Source organism: Sporosarcina sp. resist (genome assembly GCF_014302295.1).
Classification (GTDB): domain Bacteria; phylum Bacillota; class Bacilli; order Bacillales_A; family Planococcaceae; genus Sporosarcina; species Sporosarcina psychrophila.
Map to the genome: position 1 here is coordinate 867,704 of NZ_CP060287.1, position 15,205 is coordinate 882,908.

The following is a 15,205-nucleotide window of genomic DNA, read 5'->3' on the forward strand; positions in this document are numbered from 1 at the left end:
ACTAGATACTTTTCAGTTTGTCTTAGATATTGCCGGGCTTGTGTGAAGTAGCAGATGGCGTAAATGGAGTTATCTATGCTGCGAGAGGGGATACATTAAATGCAACCCATTCTTTGGGAGCGATGATTCCCTTCGCTGACTGGGCAAGTGCGGGTGTGAAATTAACCGGAAAAGCACAAGATCTAAATCAAGTAAGTAAAGTGGTAAGTACAGAGAAGATGGAGTCCATCTATTCTCCAATTTACAAAGATGTCGTCAACAGTCCGCTGGGCAAAACTCAAAATCAACTAGATCTCTTAACTAATACTCATTACCAATTGGGTACGCCAAATGCCTTTACATTCAATACGCCATTCGCAAAAACGGATATTCCTACGAGTATCAAAAATGGAGCTACCGATGTTAAGGTTGAAGTAAAGAATGTGGATATCGTGACTAAGGGTACGGGTAAAGAAACTTATCAATATCTAAAGGACTATAAGAATAATAAATATTTTACTCGAAGTGTAGAGTATAATGCAGGTAAAGATGGCACAGGGTTTACTTATAAGGTATATCAAAGAGGAGATATTAATTGGGATATGGTCCGAACACAAGGTGCTAAAAAAGGTCGCGGATTAACAAATGCTGAAGCATCTGCGAAATACGGACTTGCTCCTATTCTTGATGATGCAAGTAGTGTTGCAACGTTACATCATTCACAACAAAAAGGTATTGGGCCATTATATGAAGCTTCAACTAGGTACCATAATATCAGTAATGCTAAAAGAGCTCCACTACATCCTTATAAAGGAAAGTTAAACCCATTTTATCCAATGGATGAGACAACTAGAGGAGCATTTCAAAAAGTAGATTCTATTAATTATTTGAAAATACGAGGAGAAGAGACACTAGGAGGAAAATAATATGAGTTTGCCTGAGAGACTAGATGAAGTTCTAGGAGAAGAAATATATAAACGTGAAGATAGCAATCTAGTACAAGATGCTTTAATAAGGCTAGGTGTAAACGTATCAGATACTTTCCAAGAATTTTATATCCAGTATGCAGGATCTTTTTGGGAAGAGCATGTACCCTTTGAATTATTAGATATAGCAGATGAAGAAAATAATATTGAATCATACACACTCATTTCTAGAAAAGAACATGGTTTTCCGAAGCAGTATCTGGTTTTAAGTGAAATGTCAGCAAATGCTGTATTAGTGCTGGATACTGTAACAGATAAAATTTATATAGTTAATTTTGAGGGTGGAGATGAACTGCTTTTAAAAGGAGAGCTAAAGGAAACTTGGTCATCGTTTTTTGATTTCTTGAAGGCATATTTTAATTGTTAATTGTGGATCAATAAAAGATACTGAAATTGTAGGTTTTTAAAACGGAGAGGTGATAATTGCCTATAGTGCAACTGGATTTAGTTATTCAATTGGAACAAAGATGGGTCTAGGAACCTCAGTATCAGGTTTATTGTTTTCGGCAGTAGGTTGTTTTAACAACGATAGCAAGTGTTTTAGAAAGGGAAAAGTGTTGGTGAAGAGTTGACGAACATAAAAATTAGAAGTGCGACAAACGTTTTTTGCATTTTAAATGCCATCTCCTTTACCGTAGGTTACTATACTTAAAAATACATATTGTGAGGTGGGAAAATATAGCTTTAGCTATTATTATTACACTATCGTTAGTACTTGGAGCGGCGGTAAATTTCAGATACCTGTGGTTTGCCCCCTATATATCGGACGCAGTTAAATACTAGCTTTGAGGTAACAAGTGCGCTTCCAAGAAGGCTTTAGGTGTCTTATACCCTAAACGTTTTTGGCTTCTCTCATCGTTAAAGTAGTTGCGGAAGGCCAGTAAGTCGATTTTAGCCTGTGCATAATTATTCAAAGGATAATGAAAATCAAATTCGGTTTTGAAGTGAGAAAAGATACTTTCAATGACCGCGTTGTCCCAACAGTTTGCTTTTCTCGACATACTTGGCGTAAAGCCAAGTTCCTTTGATTTCTTATGGTGCTGAAGTGATGTAAAGACACTTCCTTGATCGGTATGGAAGAGAATGCCTTTCATTGACTGAAGATCACGTTCGTTCATTGCCATATGAATAGTAGCTTCCACTAGCTCATAAATCGGCCTGGAACCAACAGCCAGCGCAATTAGTTCTCGATTGAACAAATCAACAATAGCTGAAATGAACAGTTTTGCGCCCTCTGCTTTGATTTCGGTGAGGTCCATAACCCATTTTAGATTCGGAGAATCTACATCAAAATTTCGATTTAATATATTTGGATAAACATGGCCAACAAGGTTTGTTCTTGTTTCTCTAGTGATTCTTGCCTTTCTTATCTTAGATGCTAAATTCAATTCATGCATTAATCTGGCCACGCGTTTATGGTTTATAATATGGCCTCTTTCTTTAAGTTCTCCTGCAATATGTTTACAACCATAAGTACCTTTGCTCTTATTATACGTTCGTTTTATAGCTTTAATATCTCGAAGATCGCGTTCTGATGGTCCTTGTTGTGGGCGCTTCATGTAATCATAATACCCACTTTTTGATACACCAAGTGTCTTGCAAAGTCTTTCAACCGAATATTCCTTTCTCAAAGAAGTTATGGCATCATATGACTTTTGTTTTCGTTCTCCTTGAGAAAGACCTGGAACTTTTTTAGAATTTCAATCTCCTCTTGTTGTTGATAATATTTCGTCTCAAAGCAACGTAGGCGTTCTAATTCAATCCTATCATCTGATAGTAAGTCTGGGTTTTTCGATTGAAGACCAGTCTCACCGTGCTGTTCAAAGGTTTTGACCCAATTAATTACTGAATTTACACTGAAGCCAATTTCTTCGGCAACAAGCCTTTTGTTTCGGTTGAACTCTATCACTTGTGTAACCGCATATAATTTTGTTTCAAATGTTGAACGACGCTTTTTTAACTTTTTCCGGATATACATAATAACCTCTCCTTTAAATAGAATAATAAGGCTTTGTATATTCTATACCCTATTTTGTCCGTTTTAAGGGGGGCGACCACTGCGCACGAAGCTATTCCGATAATTCACTACAATTATATATTTAGTAACTGGAGATTAGATAAGTGCATGATAATCTAATCTCCATTGTTTTTTTATGCAAGTATGTGAATTGTTTGTTATTTATTAGTTGCACAGTGTACCTAACATTATATCTGGAAAAGAGATATGCTTGTTACAAGCTAAAATGAAAGAGGTATTATCATGCAATATATAGTTTTCGATTTAGAGGCAACGATGTCACAGTATATAATTGAAATTGGCGCTGCCAAAGTCTCGGATGTCGAAGGTGAATTAAAAATCATTGATAGGTTTCAGTCTTACGTAAAACCCCCACAAATGGATTTACTTGATAAGAGAACATTGAAATTTGTAGGGCTAACTACTGATCAGTTCATTGATTCACCGAACATGGTAGAGGTAATGCAAAGATTTTGTAAGTGGATAGGCGAGGAAGATTACTATCTATGTAGTTGGAGCAATAGCGACCTTCGACTCCTTGTCAATCACTATGCGAAGGAAAGATATGATTTATCGTGGGTAAAAAACTTTAATGATATACAAAGACCTATATGTGTGGATGTTTTTCAAGAAAACAGACAAATTTCACTGAAAGAAGCATTAACGATGAGTGGAATTGAACAAGATGGAGAACTTCACTCTGCTGGTGATGATGCGGTTAACACAGCAAAACTTCTTGTGAAAAATATAAAAGATATCGTAGCCACTACATCTGAAGATCCGTTTGCTCAAATAATTTGCGCTCTGTATAAGAATTGTTTCATATGTGGTAAAACTACAAGGCATAATGACCTTCACTTGAATGAAAAAGGCAAGAAGACTAATAGATGTAATACTTGTTGGGAAAGAATAAACGAAGAAAATCTAGCGAAAGAGTTAGAGGGAAAAGCCAATATCAAAGTACAATAAATCGGGTGCCTGTGCGCCACACAGATACAAGCAATTCACACCTCTGAATTAATATAAAAAAAAGCAGACGTTCTACAATTTTCCTGATTTATACTATATTATAATACAATTATAGTGAATTAACTAATTAGTTCTGCGCACAGTTACCTGAGAAATTCAAGATCTCCGTATATTGTCGGATTATACGAATAGTTTAAAGGGCTGAGATCTATAAAATTCAGCTCATTTTTTATGAGGCGCTTAATTACAAGAAAAGTTTGCAACTTTAGAAATGAGTGAATCGTCTAGATAACGGATCAAACAACGAAAGCAGGTGCACTTCATGGGTTATCAATGGTTGGGATGGGCACAACTCATTCAAGCCTTATCGCAATCCAGCTTAGCCTTTTTAAGTAATATTTACGATATCGAACGCTACGAAGAATTACGCATGATTTGTGCAGAAATCAAGGAAGAGCGTACGGGATTAGACATGCAGGAAATCAAGGATTTATTCATGAATGACACAGGCTATCAAACGCCTAAAGTGGATGTTCGTGGGGATAGTTTTCAAGTGATGAAAGTGTTATGAGTAGCCTTCCTAACGATTTTTATAAAGATGTTGATGGTCATATGAGTGAGTTGGAAGAGTATGATGTTGTTTACCTTCTGAAAACAGAGTTTAAATAAGGGTTTTAGACAATTATGGATATAGTGATGGAATGCTATCCTTTAAAATACATTTTTGCGAGGTGAAAGATATGGCTCTAGCTATTATTATTACACTATCGTTAGTACTTGGAGCAGCGGTAGTATTGATTTGTGGGAAAGGGAATTTCAAGGGGATGATTGCTCTGTTACTTATGTTATGGGCAGGCGATTTCTTGTTTCTGTATGCAAAATTTGTAGTGGGTGACCCCTTCTTAACGTCAATTATTTATTTACCTGCGATGATTTTGGTGGGAATTCCCGTAATTGGGTTGATTATTATTGTTGTGAAAAGTAATGGAGGAAAAGATAGTGAGAAAATAGTTCGTGCGATTGTATTTTCCATAACGATGACAATTATCATTGTTTTTGTACCGTCATTAAAATCAGAGGGTAAATTCAAATTATATCAAAACGATTTTTATGCCGTTTCAGATGCGGTTTTTCAAGCGTACGACGATGGTAAAGTATCAGTTGGAGATCATTTTTCTTCATGGTCATCTAACACAAGCGATTTAGAAAACACGGATTCTGTTTTTTCTAGCAATGAAATTGTGAAGAAAATGGAAAAATTAAAACAGTCCGCTGGCGTATATGGTTATGATTTTGTAGATAAAGATGTCATCTATTTCAGTTTCGGTGCTGTTTTCCAATCAATTAGCGGAATTGCGATCAGTAGGAACGGTAAAGATCTTTCCACAAATGAAACACTGGAATCGCAACCCTATGATGGTGTTCCTACGTATAGGTATATAATGGATGGTGTCTATCATTTTACCGATGGGTTATAAGTAGTTATTTCTTTGGTAAATACTTATTCGTTCTAATAAAAGTACGAGGGGGTTTTTGTATGGAATTTTTAGGATTGTTCTAGGGGCATTATTGGGAACAAGTGGTTACGTGTGTCAGTTGACGTATATGAAAAATTTACACGAAGGAAAGGATATAAAAAATCCAAGGTTATTAGGCATTCTATCTATATTTTTTGCCCTTGTAATCGTCATGATGTTTATTGTATTTGGGTTGATGTGATTTAGTGATAAGATAGTTATTAAACTGGTGATTATTGTAAGACCCAAACAAAATATATTCTATTTATACTTAAAAAAATTTCAGGTACCTGTGTGCGAAACTATTGTAGTAATTAATTTAAATTACATATTTATGAACTGAAGATTAGATAGGTACATGATAACCTAATCTCTATTGATTTTTTAAGAAATTGTGTGAGTTGTTACTTGTTTTTTATTGCGCAGGTACCATACACTCAGGCAGTTTTTATCCTATTAAACTATCGGACAGATTAGTTCAATAAGAAGTAGAATATTGGAGAATTTCACTAATAAATTGATTGTGGGGATCTACTTGATTATTAGAAAACTTTTTTCGGGATTAATTGCTGGTATTTTGCTCATGTTAATTTATTTTCTATTAGAACAGTCTGGATTTGTCCTCTTAATAGGTGTTTATCTCTTACCCATTCTTTTGATTTATGGAGTGCTATCATCTATTCTTTCTGATTTCGTTACAAAAAGACTAAGAGGATTGCTCAGAGGAAGTTTGGCGCTATTCATTCATTTATTCTTTGCTGCTTCGTTTGTTTTAATGCCAATCTTAGAAATGGAAAGGAGATTTAATCGCTTAGTTTTAATTACCGCTCTTTTATCATCAAGTCTATTTTGGTGTATAGATGAGTTCCTTAGGTCTAAAAGAGCTAAAGATATATGCGAAAAGATAGATGAATTAGAAATTTATTGAATATCCATTTTAACATTCAACAAACGCGGCAGTTTAGCTTAAAAAGGTATCTATTGAAGTTGATAGATTATCAGTGGAGGTATAAAAAATGGAAGAAAGAAATTTTGATACATTAAAGTTATTTCAAATGTTTTTTGCAATCCTTTTTATGTTACTTATTATTTATGGTAAGGTTACGGGAAAATATAACTTATTACCGTTGACGTTAATACTTATGAGTGTAATGTTCCTTATAATAGGAATACGAGAATACAAAAAAACACAGAGTTTAATGTGGGGGATCTTCTATTTATGCACTTCGTTATTCATTTTATTCGTTGGAGTTAAGGCATTATGATTAATTTAATAGAAGTAAAGTTCAACTAACTGGTATTTTGGTGTAACAACAGTAATGCTTTTCTTATTGTGCTAGCGGAGCTTTAGTTCAATAAGAAAAATTGGAACATTTATTCGTTTAAACGTATTAAAGTAAAAGGGCAGGCTAGTTTAAGTGTTCCCCCTATAAGCTGTTAGAAGAATCCAAAGAAACTTTTATTTAGATATTAATCAATCACTATTTTCCCATCTTTATCTAGTAAAGGAGTCATTCCACTCAATCCCAAACCACTTGTCATGAGATAATTTACACCTGTTTCAGTATCCACTACAATTTTAATAATGCCTCCGCTTAGATGTTCTTTTAATTTCACTTTAAATCTTTTTTTCATTTTTACATACCCCTTCCAATATTTATCATTTTACATGAAGTTATTAATAGGTACCATTTTGTACTCAGCAGATGTAGGTATCATTTAAAAAATTATATATAATGTCCATCTTGGGCTCACCTAAAAAGGAAACCTTCAATTTTAAGGTTTCCTTACTCATTATTTAACTTATTAAACTTCTTTTTCGGAAGGGGATTAAATGTGGATCAATACAGTAAAAATGCTATTATGTTAGTAGTAGATTCACATTATAAATACATAAAGAAGGAAGTAGTGAAATGTATGGCAATTGCATCGCATTCTGTAATCATTCCAGCACCTGTAGAGAACGTATGGGAATACGTTAGTCAAATTGAAAACTGGGCAATATTGGTTCCTGCCTATAAGGAGCATGAACAAATCGATGAACAAAAGTCGGTTTGGACATTCGAAGGGAATATTAAAGGATTTAAAAAGGCTGTAAAAATGGAGTTAAACATCACTGAATTTCATGAGCCAACGATGATTCGGTTCGAGTTAAAAGGGTTAACGGACAACTTTACAGGTAGTGGCCAGTTTACTGCTGATGAAACGGCTGGGCAAACAACGATGACAGGGACAGTTGAAGTAAATGCAGGCGGCTTAACAGGCGCTGTGTTGACACCTGTTATTAAAATGGTGTTGCCGAAAGTGACAACACGCTTAACGGAGAAAATTGCACGCCAAGTTAAACAGGAAAAGTTGTCGGTTCGGTAAAGAAGGTTTTACTTATTGAGGTGACAGGCAATCATGCAATCGTGAAAGTTTGAACAAACATGTTTGTTAGAGTGCCCGTACTTTTATATAAAAGAGGTATTGTAGGAGAAGTTGAAGTGTGTGGTGCGCAGGAACTACCACAATTCGAAGGGCGTGAATTGTGTGGAAACCAGGCATCAAACTACCGTAATCAAGCACATTATTCCAGCCACTCATTTTCACTTTAATCCAGTGAAATAGCTGAAGTAATGTGCCTATTCTTTTGCGACCTGTTAAATCAAGTACGGCGATTCCACTAATAGTGCTACGATCTTTCTCCATAAGCCAAACAATTGCGTCGGCAGTATTATGGCTGAAGCTCCACCAGATCCTTCACAATTCCGGCATTTTTTTTACAACTTTGGGGTAACTGAGATTTTATTTGGCGGTCCTATTGGTATTGGCACGATATTGATAGCACTGTTTTTGTGGCAAATGATTCATTACACCTTACCGAAATGCAGAAGATTTTTGCTGAAAATCATTGATGAACAAGAAATAAAAGTTTTGCTTTAGTATTTCTTCTAAGCACGGGCTACTCTGCCGTGCTTTTTTTGTTGCCTTTCAAAGGTTTATTGTGTGTAAAGAACGGGTGGACTAGCTATTTTAGTAAAACTGAATATCGATAGACATTTTGAAACGCTGAGTGTCACTCTTTTTCTGTTGATTAAGTAGAAAAACCCATACTTTAAATGAGATGGTTGATTTTCGGGAGGGATTTTAACGCTAGTGATCATACATAAAAAAACAGTATCTATTATACGGATACTGTTTCTTTATGAAATAACGGACACTTTAACCTGTCCTTAGAATCGTTTATTTTACTAAAAATGATGAAAAAATAGTTTACTTTTAGTAAAACACAGAATATAATGAAAGTGTTCAAAAAAAAGGGGGGTATATTATGAAGTTTATAAAGTTTAAATCTGTTTTCTTTTTACTTATTGCAGTTATGTTGCTTTTAGTGGGGTGTAGTTCATCAGCTGGCGAAAAAAGCGGTACCACGAAAGATGGTAAAGTTAAACTCCGTTTCGCCACTTGGGACGTTGGCGATGACGTTACCCTGCAGCAAGATATGATTGACAAATTCAATGAGTCACAAGACGATATCAAAGTTGTTTTAGAGTCTTATGGAAGTGAATATGATACAAAAATCACAGCTGGTATGGGGGCAAATGATGCTCCAGACATTATGTATATGTGGAACTACCCGCAATATAAGGATGCGTTAGAACCACTCGACTCCTATCTTGAAAAAGAAGGTGCTGAGTACAAAGACAATTTCTATGAAACACTGTGGAACTATAATTCAGCAAATGGAGAAATTCTGGGATTACCAGTTGGTTATACGACACATGTTGTTTACTACAACAAAGCATTATTTGATGAAGCGGGTGTCGAATATCCAAAATCGGGTTGGTCTTGGGAGGATCTTCAAGACACAGCTAAGAAAGTAGCAAACAAGGATTCAAAAGTAAGCGGTTTCGCGTTCTCAGGAAAACCGGATCCATACGATTTCGAAATGTTCCTATGGAGCAATGGGACATCTTATGTGGATAAAGAAGGGAATTTGAAAGGTAACTTAAACTCAGAGAAATCAGTAGAAGTATTTGAGATGTTCCAGAACATGGCGAAAGATGGCTATGCTATTACGACAGAAGGCTCTGGAACAACAGAAATGAAATCTGGTAAAGTTGCAATGTTCGTCTACGGGGCATGGGGATTAACGCCGTTAAAAGAAGCGGGCATTGACTACGGTGTCGTAGAATTACCAGCATTTAAAAGTGGGAAAAGCGTCAGTATCTTAAGTTCTTCTGGTATCTCAATCTCTAAAAACTCAAAACATAAAGATGAAGCATTCGAATTTATCAAATTCTGGACAAATGAAGATGCGAATAAGGAAAGAATTGGTTTTGAACTACCTGTTTTGAAATCAGTCGTAGAAAGTGAACAACTTGAACAAGATGAAGTGAAAAGTGTGTTCTATTCTATGCTTGAACAGAGTGATGGCTATACGCCAGCATCTTTCATCGTTGAAGACTGGAGTAAAGTATCCGAGAATTTGCAATATACGTTTGAATCGATGTTAAATCCAAGTACATTAATGAACCCGAAAGAGGCATTAAATAGTGCTGTAGAGTAAAAATATTAATCTTTAATGCGGTAAAGCACTTTTTAAGTGCTTTACCCTATTTTCTAATCTGATGATGGGGGCATTTTATGCGAAATACAACAACGAAGAAAACGAAAAGCTATCAGTTAGTAAATAGAAAAGTGCCCTATTTATTTATTTTACCGTGGATCATTGGTTTTTTGGTATTCACCCTGGGACCACTGATTCTCTCGTTAATTATGAGCTTTTATAATTGGCCAATTACAAGTGAACCAACATTTGTGGGGATCGATAACTACAAAACAATGTTCACTGCAGATCCGCAGTTTTATAAATCTATAATTATTACCCTTAAATTTGCTGCAATATTTGTACCCTTAAACTTAGCTATTGCATTAATTTTAGCACTTCTCATTACTCAACCATTAAAAGGAATGAAATTTTTCCGTACGATTTTCTACTTACCTGCGGTTGTTTCAGGTGTTGCCATTTCGATTATTTGGGGTTGGATTTTTAACTCAGAGTACGGAATTTTAAATTACTTACTATCGTTTCTTGGCATTGAAGGTCCAAGATGGCTTGTAGATCCGAAGTGGGCACTTCTCACAATTGTCATTGCGAGTGCTTGGGGCGTCGGAATTATGATGCTAATCTTTTATACCAATATAAAAGGGATCCCAGCTGAATTATATGAGGCGGCAGCGATTGACGGTGCTGGTCCGTTCCGTCAGTTTTTCAGTATTACGATTCCTAGTATTACGCCGACCATTCTGTTTAACGTCATTACATCAGTCATCGGAGCACTGCAGCAGCTGACCTTGGTCTTACTGTTAACTGGTGGTGGCCCCTTAAAGTCCACCTATTTCTATGGTTTGTACGTGTATAACAACGCTTTCAAACACCATCAACTGGGATATGCAAGTGCAAACGCATGGTTCATGTTCATCGTGATATTAGTCTTAACAATGTTAATCTTTAAGACATCATCTGCATGGGTGTTCTACGAAAATGAAGTGAAAAAAGAAGGGAAGAAAGGGAGGAGAAAAAAATGAAAATATCAAAAGGATATAAAATCATCATGTACAGCCTTCTAGGACTATTTTCACTTTACTTCGTATTACCATTTGTGTGGGTAATCCTTTCTGCATTAAAAACAGAAACCGAAGTGTTTAGCTATCCTCCAAAGATTTTTCCAGAAGTACTTCAGTGGAAAAATTTTGTTGATGCTTGGACTAGTCAACCATTCGGCGTCTATTTAAAGAACTCCGTCATCGTTACAGTGATGACAACGATAGGTCAGCTACTATCCTGTTCATTAATTGCCTATGGATTTGCTAGATTTGATTTTAAATTTAAAAACACTCTTTTCGTCTTGATGCTTGCGACAATGATGATTCCTTGGGACGTCACAATGATTCCGTTATATATGGAATTCAAAATGTTTGGTTGGATTAACACATTAAAGCCATTGATTGTCCCATCATTTTTTGGATCGGCATACTATATCTTTTTGTTAAGACAATTCCTTATGAGTATACCGAAGGATCTTGAAAATGCAGCAAGAATCGATGGTGCAAATGAATTCCAAATCTTCTATAAAATATTCATACCTGTTATGAAAGCTCCACTGATCTTAATCGCGGTGCTCAATATGTTATCAGTATGGAATGACTACCTGGGTCCATTAATCTATCTTCAAGATCAATCGAAATATACATTAGCACTAGGATTAGCAGCATTTAAAGGAGTTCATGATCTTCAAATTCTACCAATTATGTCGATTACTTTAGTCATGATCGTTCCACCAGTTGTGATATTCCTATTTGCGCAGAAGTACATTGTTGAAGGAATCAGTGGTTCTGTTAAGTAAGAAATACTGAAATACCAATATAGTATTATATGGGGGAAGATAATATGCGTCGCGAAATGAAGAGATGGGAAGATATCAGGATAATGGGTATCAATAGACTTCCCGCTCATGCTGATTTTTATAGATATGAATCGAAAGAAAATGCACAAACATTTACGAAGGAAAATAGTATAGGCTATACATTACTAGATGGCGTATGGAAGTTCTTATTTTTAAATGCACCTGAGCTTTCACCGAAAGGCTTTGAAAAAGAGGACTTTAGCATCGATAGTTTAGACGATATGGAAGTTCCTTCAAGTTGGCAAATCAAGGGCTATGGCAACATGCATTACACAGATGTTTTATATCCGTTTGCTATCAATCCACCGTTTGTACCACAGGAAAATCCAACGGGCATCTATTTTAGAGATCTTGTTGTTTCTGACTTAGCAGATGATGAAGCACTTATTTTAAAATTCAATGGCGTGGATTCTGCATTTGATTTATATGTCAATGGACAGCATGCTGGTTTTAGTAAAGTTTCAAGATTACCGTCTGAATTCGATATCACAGAATTCGTGAAAGTTGGCAGTAATCGTCTCACTGTTAGAGTCTATCAATTTTCTGATGGAACTTATATAGAAGACCAGGATATGTGGTGGCTGTCTGGTATTTTTAGAAGTGTTGAACTGTTTAAAATCAACAAAGAGACACTTTGGGATGTCCATGTTGAAACACTTCCCGATGAAAACTATGAGAATTTCGCATTAAAAATAGGCGGAGCATTTTTAACAGACCAGGTAAAAGATGTAGTAGCTACGCTTTACCATCATGACAAACAAGTTGACCAGTTTGACATGGAAGTCGTTGACGGGAAATTCGAAGTAAGTAAAGTTCAGGAAAAACCGCTTCTATGGAATGCAGAGGAACCAAACCTCTATACACTTCACCTCGAGTATAACTTGTTAGGTGAAAAGGAGGTTGTGCCACTGCGCATAGGGTTCCGTGCCATTGAGGTGAATGACAATGAAATCCGTGTCAACGGAAAACGCGTTTTCTTTAATGGTGTGAATCGCCACGACGCACATGCGAAGACTGGTAGAACAGTCAACTACGAGGATATGCTTCAGGATATTAAAATGATGAAACAGTTCAATATCAATGCTGTTCGTACAGCGCATTATCCAAATAATGATGTATTCTATGATTTGTGTGATGAATATGGTCTTTACGTCATTGACGAAGCAGATCTTGAATGTCATGGTTTTGAAAATACCGGAAATTACAATTGGATTTCTGACAACGAACTATGGGAAAAGCAATATGTAGATCGAGCAGTACGTATGGTACAAAGAGACCGTAACCATCCAAGTATCATCATGTGGTCACTCGGAAATGAATCAGGTGCTGGAAGAAACTTTACGGCTATGTACAATGCCATCAAGACGATTGATTCTACTAGATTAGTTCATTATGAGGGAGACAGAAATGCTGCATACAGTGATGTGTACACAACGATGTACACTCGCTTAAACAAACTCGAAGAAATCGGTAAGGATTCAGAAGGCAAGAAGCCTCATATTTTATGTGAATATGGACATGCAATGGGGACTGGCCCTGGAGGCTTAACGGAATATCAACAACTGATGAGAAAATATCCTAGATTGCAAGGTGGCTTCATCTGGGAATGGTGTGACCATGGAATTGAAACGACAAACGACAAAGGTGAAATCGTTTATTTATATGGCGGAGATTACGGCGACTTCCCGACAAACACCAACTTCTGTATTGATGGGCTTGTGTTCCCGGATAGAACGCCGTCACCAGGACTTTGGGAATATAAAAAAGTAATTGAACCAATTGTCACGGAGGAAGTAAAACTAGCTGAAGGTGAAATTCGTATTAACAATCTATACGATTTTAGAAACTTAAGCGGAGTAACCCTGCGTATTGAAGTAAAATCAATTGGTACACTGATTGAATCACATGACATGCAGTTACCAAGTATCGGAGCACATGAATCGTTGGCTATTACGCTTCCAGTAGATATAGTAAAAGCTGCCCAGCATGACGATGTTCGGATCTACTTAAGCTATCTGGAGACTGAAGATACTCTCTATGCGGGTAAAAATCATGAGATTACAAAAGAAAGCTTCTTATTAGCATCTACAAAAATTGAAAAAGAAGTGCGGTCTATCACTTCAGCAGGATCTGACTTTGTCATTAAGGATGAAGGTGCTCTACTGATAGTTGAAAACGACCAGTTCGAGGCTGTTTTCTCAACTGTGTATGGCACACTGGAATCGTTCAAATCTGAAGGGGAAGAAATTATTAACAAAGGACCTGAAGTAACCCTTTGGAGAGCGATTATCGACAATGATATGTACAAAAAGGATGACTGGGTCAATAAGTACTTCCTTAAAAATACCAAAGAACAATTAGCAGAAGTGACGTACGAAGTGACAGCAGATTTCGCGGATGTCAAAATCACGAAGTACTTATCTACTGTCAATCAAGCATGGGGCTTCCATCTGACATATCACTATCGTCTGACGAAAGATGGTGCCTTGAATATTGATTTGCAAGGTGAAAAAGTATTACGAGGTCATGAAATTCCAGAAATGCTGCCACGCATCGGCGTAACGATGCATTTGAACGAGGATTACAACAAAGTTAGCTGGTATGGTCGCGGTGATTCTGAATCGTACCAGGATACAAAACGCAGCCAACCAATTGGTTTATATAATAAAACCATTCAAGACATGCATACCGATTATGTATACCCGCAGGAAAATGGTTCACGGTGTGATAGTTCTTTCTTAGCTGTAGCAAACGATAAGCAAGCATACTTGATTAATTTTAAAGAAACGTATGATTTTACAATCCATGATTACGAAACAAGTGCGCTTGAAGAGGCCAAACACCGCGGTAATATTAAGAAGTCACCATTTACAGTGCTGACTATTGATTACAAGCAAAGTGGTGTGGGAAGTAATAGTTGCGGTGAGGAGCAGTTACCTCCATACAGAACAGTGATTGAGGACTTCAATCTTCAATTTGAACTTAGAAAAATAGACAAGAGCAGCCTAGTGGAAGAGAGTAAATTTTTCGCGGTTCAGTAAGAAGTATGCAGGGGAAACCCTGCTTCTTATTTCGATCAATTACGCCTCGGTGAAACTGCGTCCAGATTTTTTCGAGCTAGAGGACTATAGGAAGTAGGTCATGCAGTCGTTGCGACAGGACGTCGCGCACTTAGACTGCCTTCTTAAGCTCCTCTGAAAATCTGTGACATCCGGCTTCCATCCCGCCACTTATAGAAGTGGTGGACTTCTGCTGATTCAAGTTAAACAAAAGGAGCGAAATTCC

16 protein-coding genes are annotated in these 15,205 nt (G+C 36.6%); 12 read left to right on the plus strand and 4 right to left on the minus strand.

Translation table 11 applies throughout. From position 1 onward, the window contains the following. Nucleotides 1-38: 38 nt before the first annotated feature. Both H7992_RS24590 and H7992_RS04315 read left to right on the plus strand, forming a co-directional pair. Nucleotides 39-905, plus strand: a complete 867-nt coding sequence (locus H7992_RS24590; RefSeq protein WP_231885766.1) for a hypothetical protein — start codon at nucleotides 39-41, stop codon at nucleotides 903-905. 1 nt (nucleotide 906) lies between these two features. After that, on the plus strand, nucleotides 907-1,332 hold the full coding sequence (locus tag H7992_RS04315; RefSeq protein ID WP_187046720.1) for an SMI1/KNR4 family protein: 426 nt from the start codon (nucleotides 907-909) through the stop codon (nucleotides 1,330-1,332). A gap of 412 nt (nucleotides 1,333-1,744) precedes the next feature. On the opposite strand, the gene H7992_RS04320 is transcribed toward H7992_RS04315, so the two are convergent. Both H7992_RS04320 and H7992_RS04325 read right to left on the minus strand, forming a co-directional pair. Then, nucleotides 1,745-2,596: an IS3 family transposase gene (locus H7992_RS04320; protein ID WP_187045316.1), complete on the minus strand. Its 852-nt coding sequence runs from the start codon at nucleotides 2,594-2,596 to the stop codon at nucleotides 1,745-1,747. 5 nt (nucleotides 2,597-2,601) lie between these two features. Beyond that, nucleotides 2,602-2,943, minus strand: a complete 342-nt coding sequence (locus H7992_RS04325; RefSeq protein WP_187045315.1) for a transposase — start codon at nucleotides 2,941-2,943, stop codon at nucleotides 2,602-2,604. A 282-nt stretch (nucleotides 2,944-3,225) separates the two neighbouring features. On the opposite strand from H7992_RS04325, the gene H7992_RS04330 reads away from it, so the two are divergent. From H7992_RS04330 to H7992_RS25005, 5 genes are all read left to right on the plus strand, one after another. Continuing rightward, the gene (locus H7992_RS04330) at nucleotides 3,226-3,951 is read left to right on the plus strand and encodes a 3'-5' exonuclease (RefSeq protein ID WP_187046721.1); all 726 of its coding nucleotides are present in this window, start codon (nucleotides 3,226-3,228) and stop codon (nucleotides 3,949-3,951) included. Nucleotides 3,952-4,273: 322 nt separating this feature from the next. Continuing rightward, on the plus strand, nucleotides 4,274-4,522 hold the full coding sequence (locus H7992_RS04335; RefSeq protein ID WP_067206142.1) for an NUDIX hydrolase N-terminal domain-containing protein: 249 nt from the start codon (nucleotides 4,274-4,276) through the stop codon (nucleotides 4,520-4,522). Between the two features lie 169 nt (nucleotides 4,523-4,691). Continuing rightward, nucleotides 4,692-5,429: a hypothetical protein gene (locus tag H7992_RS04340; RefSeq protein ID WP_187046722.1), complete on the plus strand. Its 738-nt coding sequence runs from the start codon at nucleotides 4,692-4,694 to the stop codon at nucleotides 5,427-5,429. Nucleotides 5,430-5,964: 535 nt separating this feature from the next. Beyond that, nucleotides 5,965-6,396, plus strand: a complete 432-nt coding sequence (locus H7992_RS04345) for a hypothetical protein (protein WP_187046723.1) — start codon at nucleotides 5,965-5,967, stop codon at nucleotides 6,394-6,396. A gap of 223 nt (nucleotides 6,397-6,619) precedes the next feature. Next, entirely contained in the window at nucleotides 6,620-6,733 is a 114-nt protein-coding gene (locus H7992_RS25005; protein WP_370569992.1) for a DUF3953 domain-containing protein, read from the plus strand. A gap of 205 nt (nucleotides 6,734-6,938) precedes the next feature. On the opposite strand, the gene H7992_RS04355 is transcribed toward H7992_RS25005, so the two are convergent. Next, nucleotides 6,939-7,103 carry a DUF6440 family protein gene (locus H7992_RS04355; protein ID WP_187046725.1) on the minus strand — a complete coding sequence of 55 codons (165 nt, stop codon included), beginning with the start codon at nucleotides 7,101-7,103 and terminating at the stop codon, nucleotides 6,939-6,941. A gap of 201 nt (nucleotides 7,104-7,304) precedes the next feature. Between H7992_RS04355 and H7992_RS04360 the strand changes: the two genes are divergently transcribed. Next, nucleotides 7,305-7,838: an SRPBCC family protein gene (locus H7992_RS04360; RefSeq protein ID WP_255428586.1), complete on the plus strand. Its 534-nt coding sequence runs from the start codon at nucleotides 7,305-7,307 to the stop codon at nucleotides 7,836-7,838. A gap of 66 nt (nucleotides 7,839-7,904) precedes the next feature. On the opposite strand, the gene H7992_RS04365 is transcribed toward H7992_RS04360, so the two are convergent. Beyond that, nucleotides 7,905-8,159 (minus strand): hypothetical protein, encoded by a 255-nt coding sequence (locus H7992_RS04365; protein ID WP_187046726.1) that lies wholly within the window; start codon nucleotides 8,157-8,159, stop codon nucleotides 7,905-7,907. 622 nt (nucleotides 8,160-8,781) lie between these two features. Here H7992_RS04365 and H7992_RS04370 point away from each other — a divergent pair. From H7992_RS04370 to H7992_RS04385, 4 genes are all read left to right on the plus strand, one after another. Further along, nucleotides 8,782-10,020, plus strand: a complete 1,239-nt coding sequence (locus H7992_RS04370) for an ABC transporter substrate-binding protein (protein WP_187046727.1) — start codon at nucleotides 8,782-8,784, stop codon at nucleotides 10,018-10,020. A gap of 77 nt (nucleotides 10,021-10,097) precedes the next feature. Then, a complete protein-coding gene (locus H7992_RS04375) occupies nucleotides 10,098-11,042 on the plus strand; it encodes a carbohydrate ABC transporter permease (protein ID WP_187046728.1) in 945 nt (314 codons plus the stop codon). After that, a complete protein-coding gene (locus H7992_RS04380; protein ID WP_187046729.1) occupies nucleotides 11,039-11,860 on the plus strand; it encodes a carbohydrate ABC transporter permease in 822 nt (273 codons plus the stop codon). Before H7992_RS04375 ends, H7992_RS04380 begins: the two co-directional genes overlap by 4 nt. Before the next feature lie 44 nt (nucleotides 11,861-11,904). Further along, complete coding sequence (locus tag H7992_RS04385; RefSeq protein WP_187046730.1) at nucleotides 11,905-14,961, plus strand: glycoside hydrolase family 2 TIM barrel-domain containing protein; 3,057 nt, start codon at nucleotides 11,905-11,907, stop codon at nucleotides 14,959-14,961. Nucleotides 14,962-15,205 lie beyond the last annotated feature (244 nt).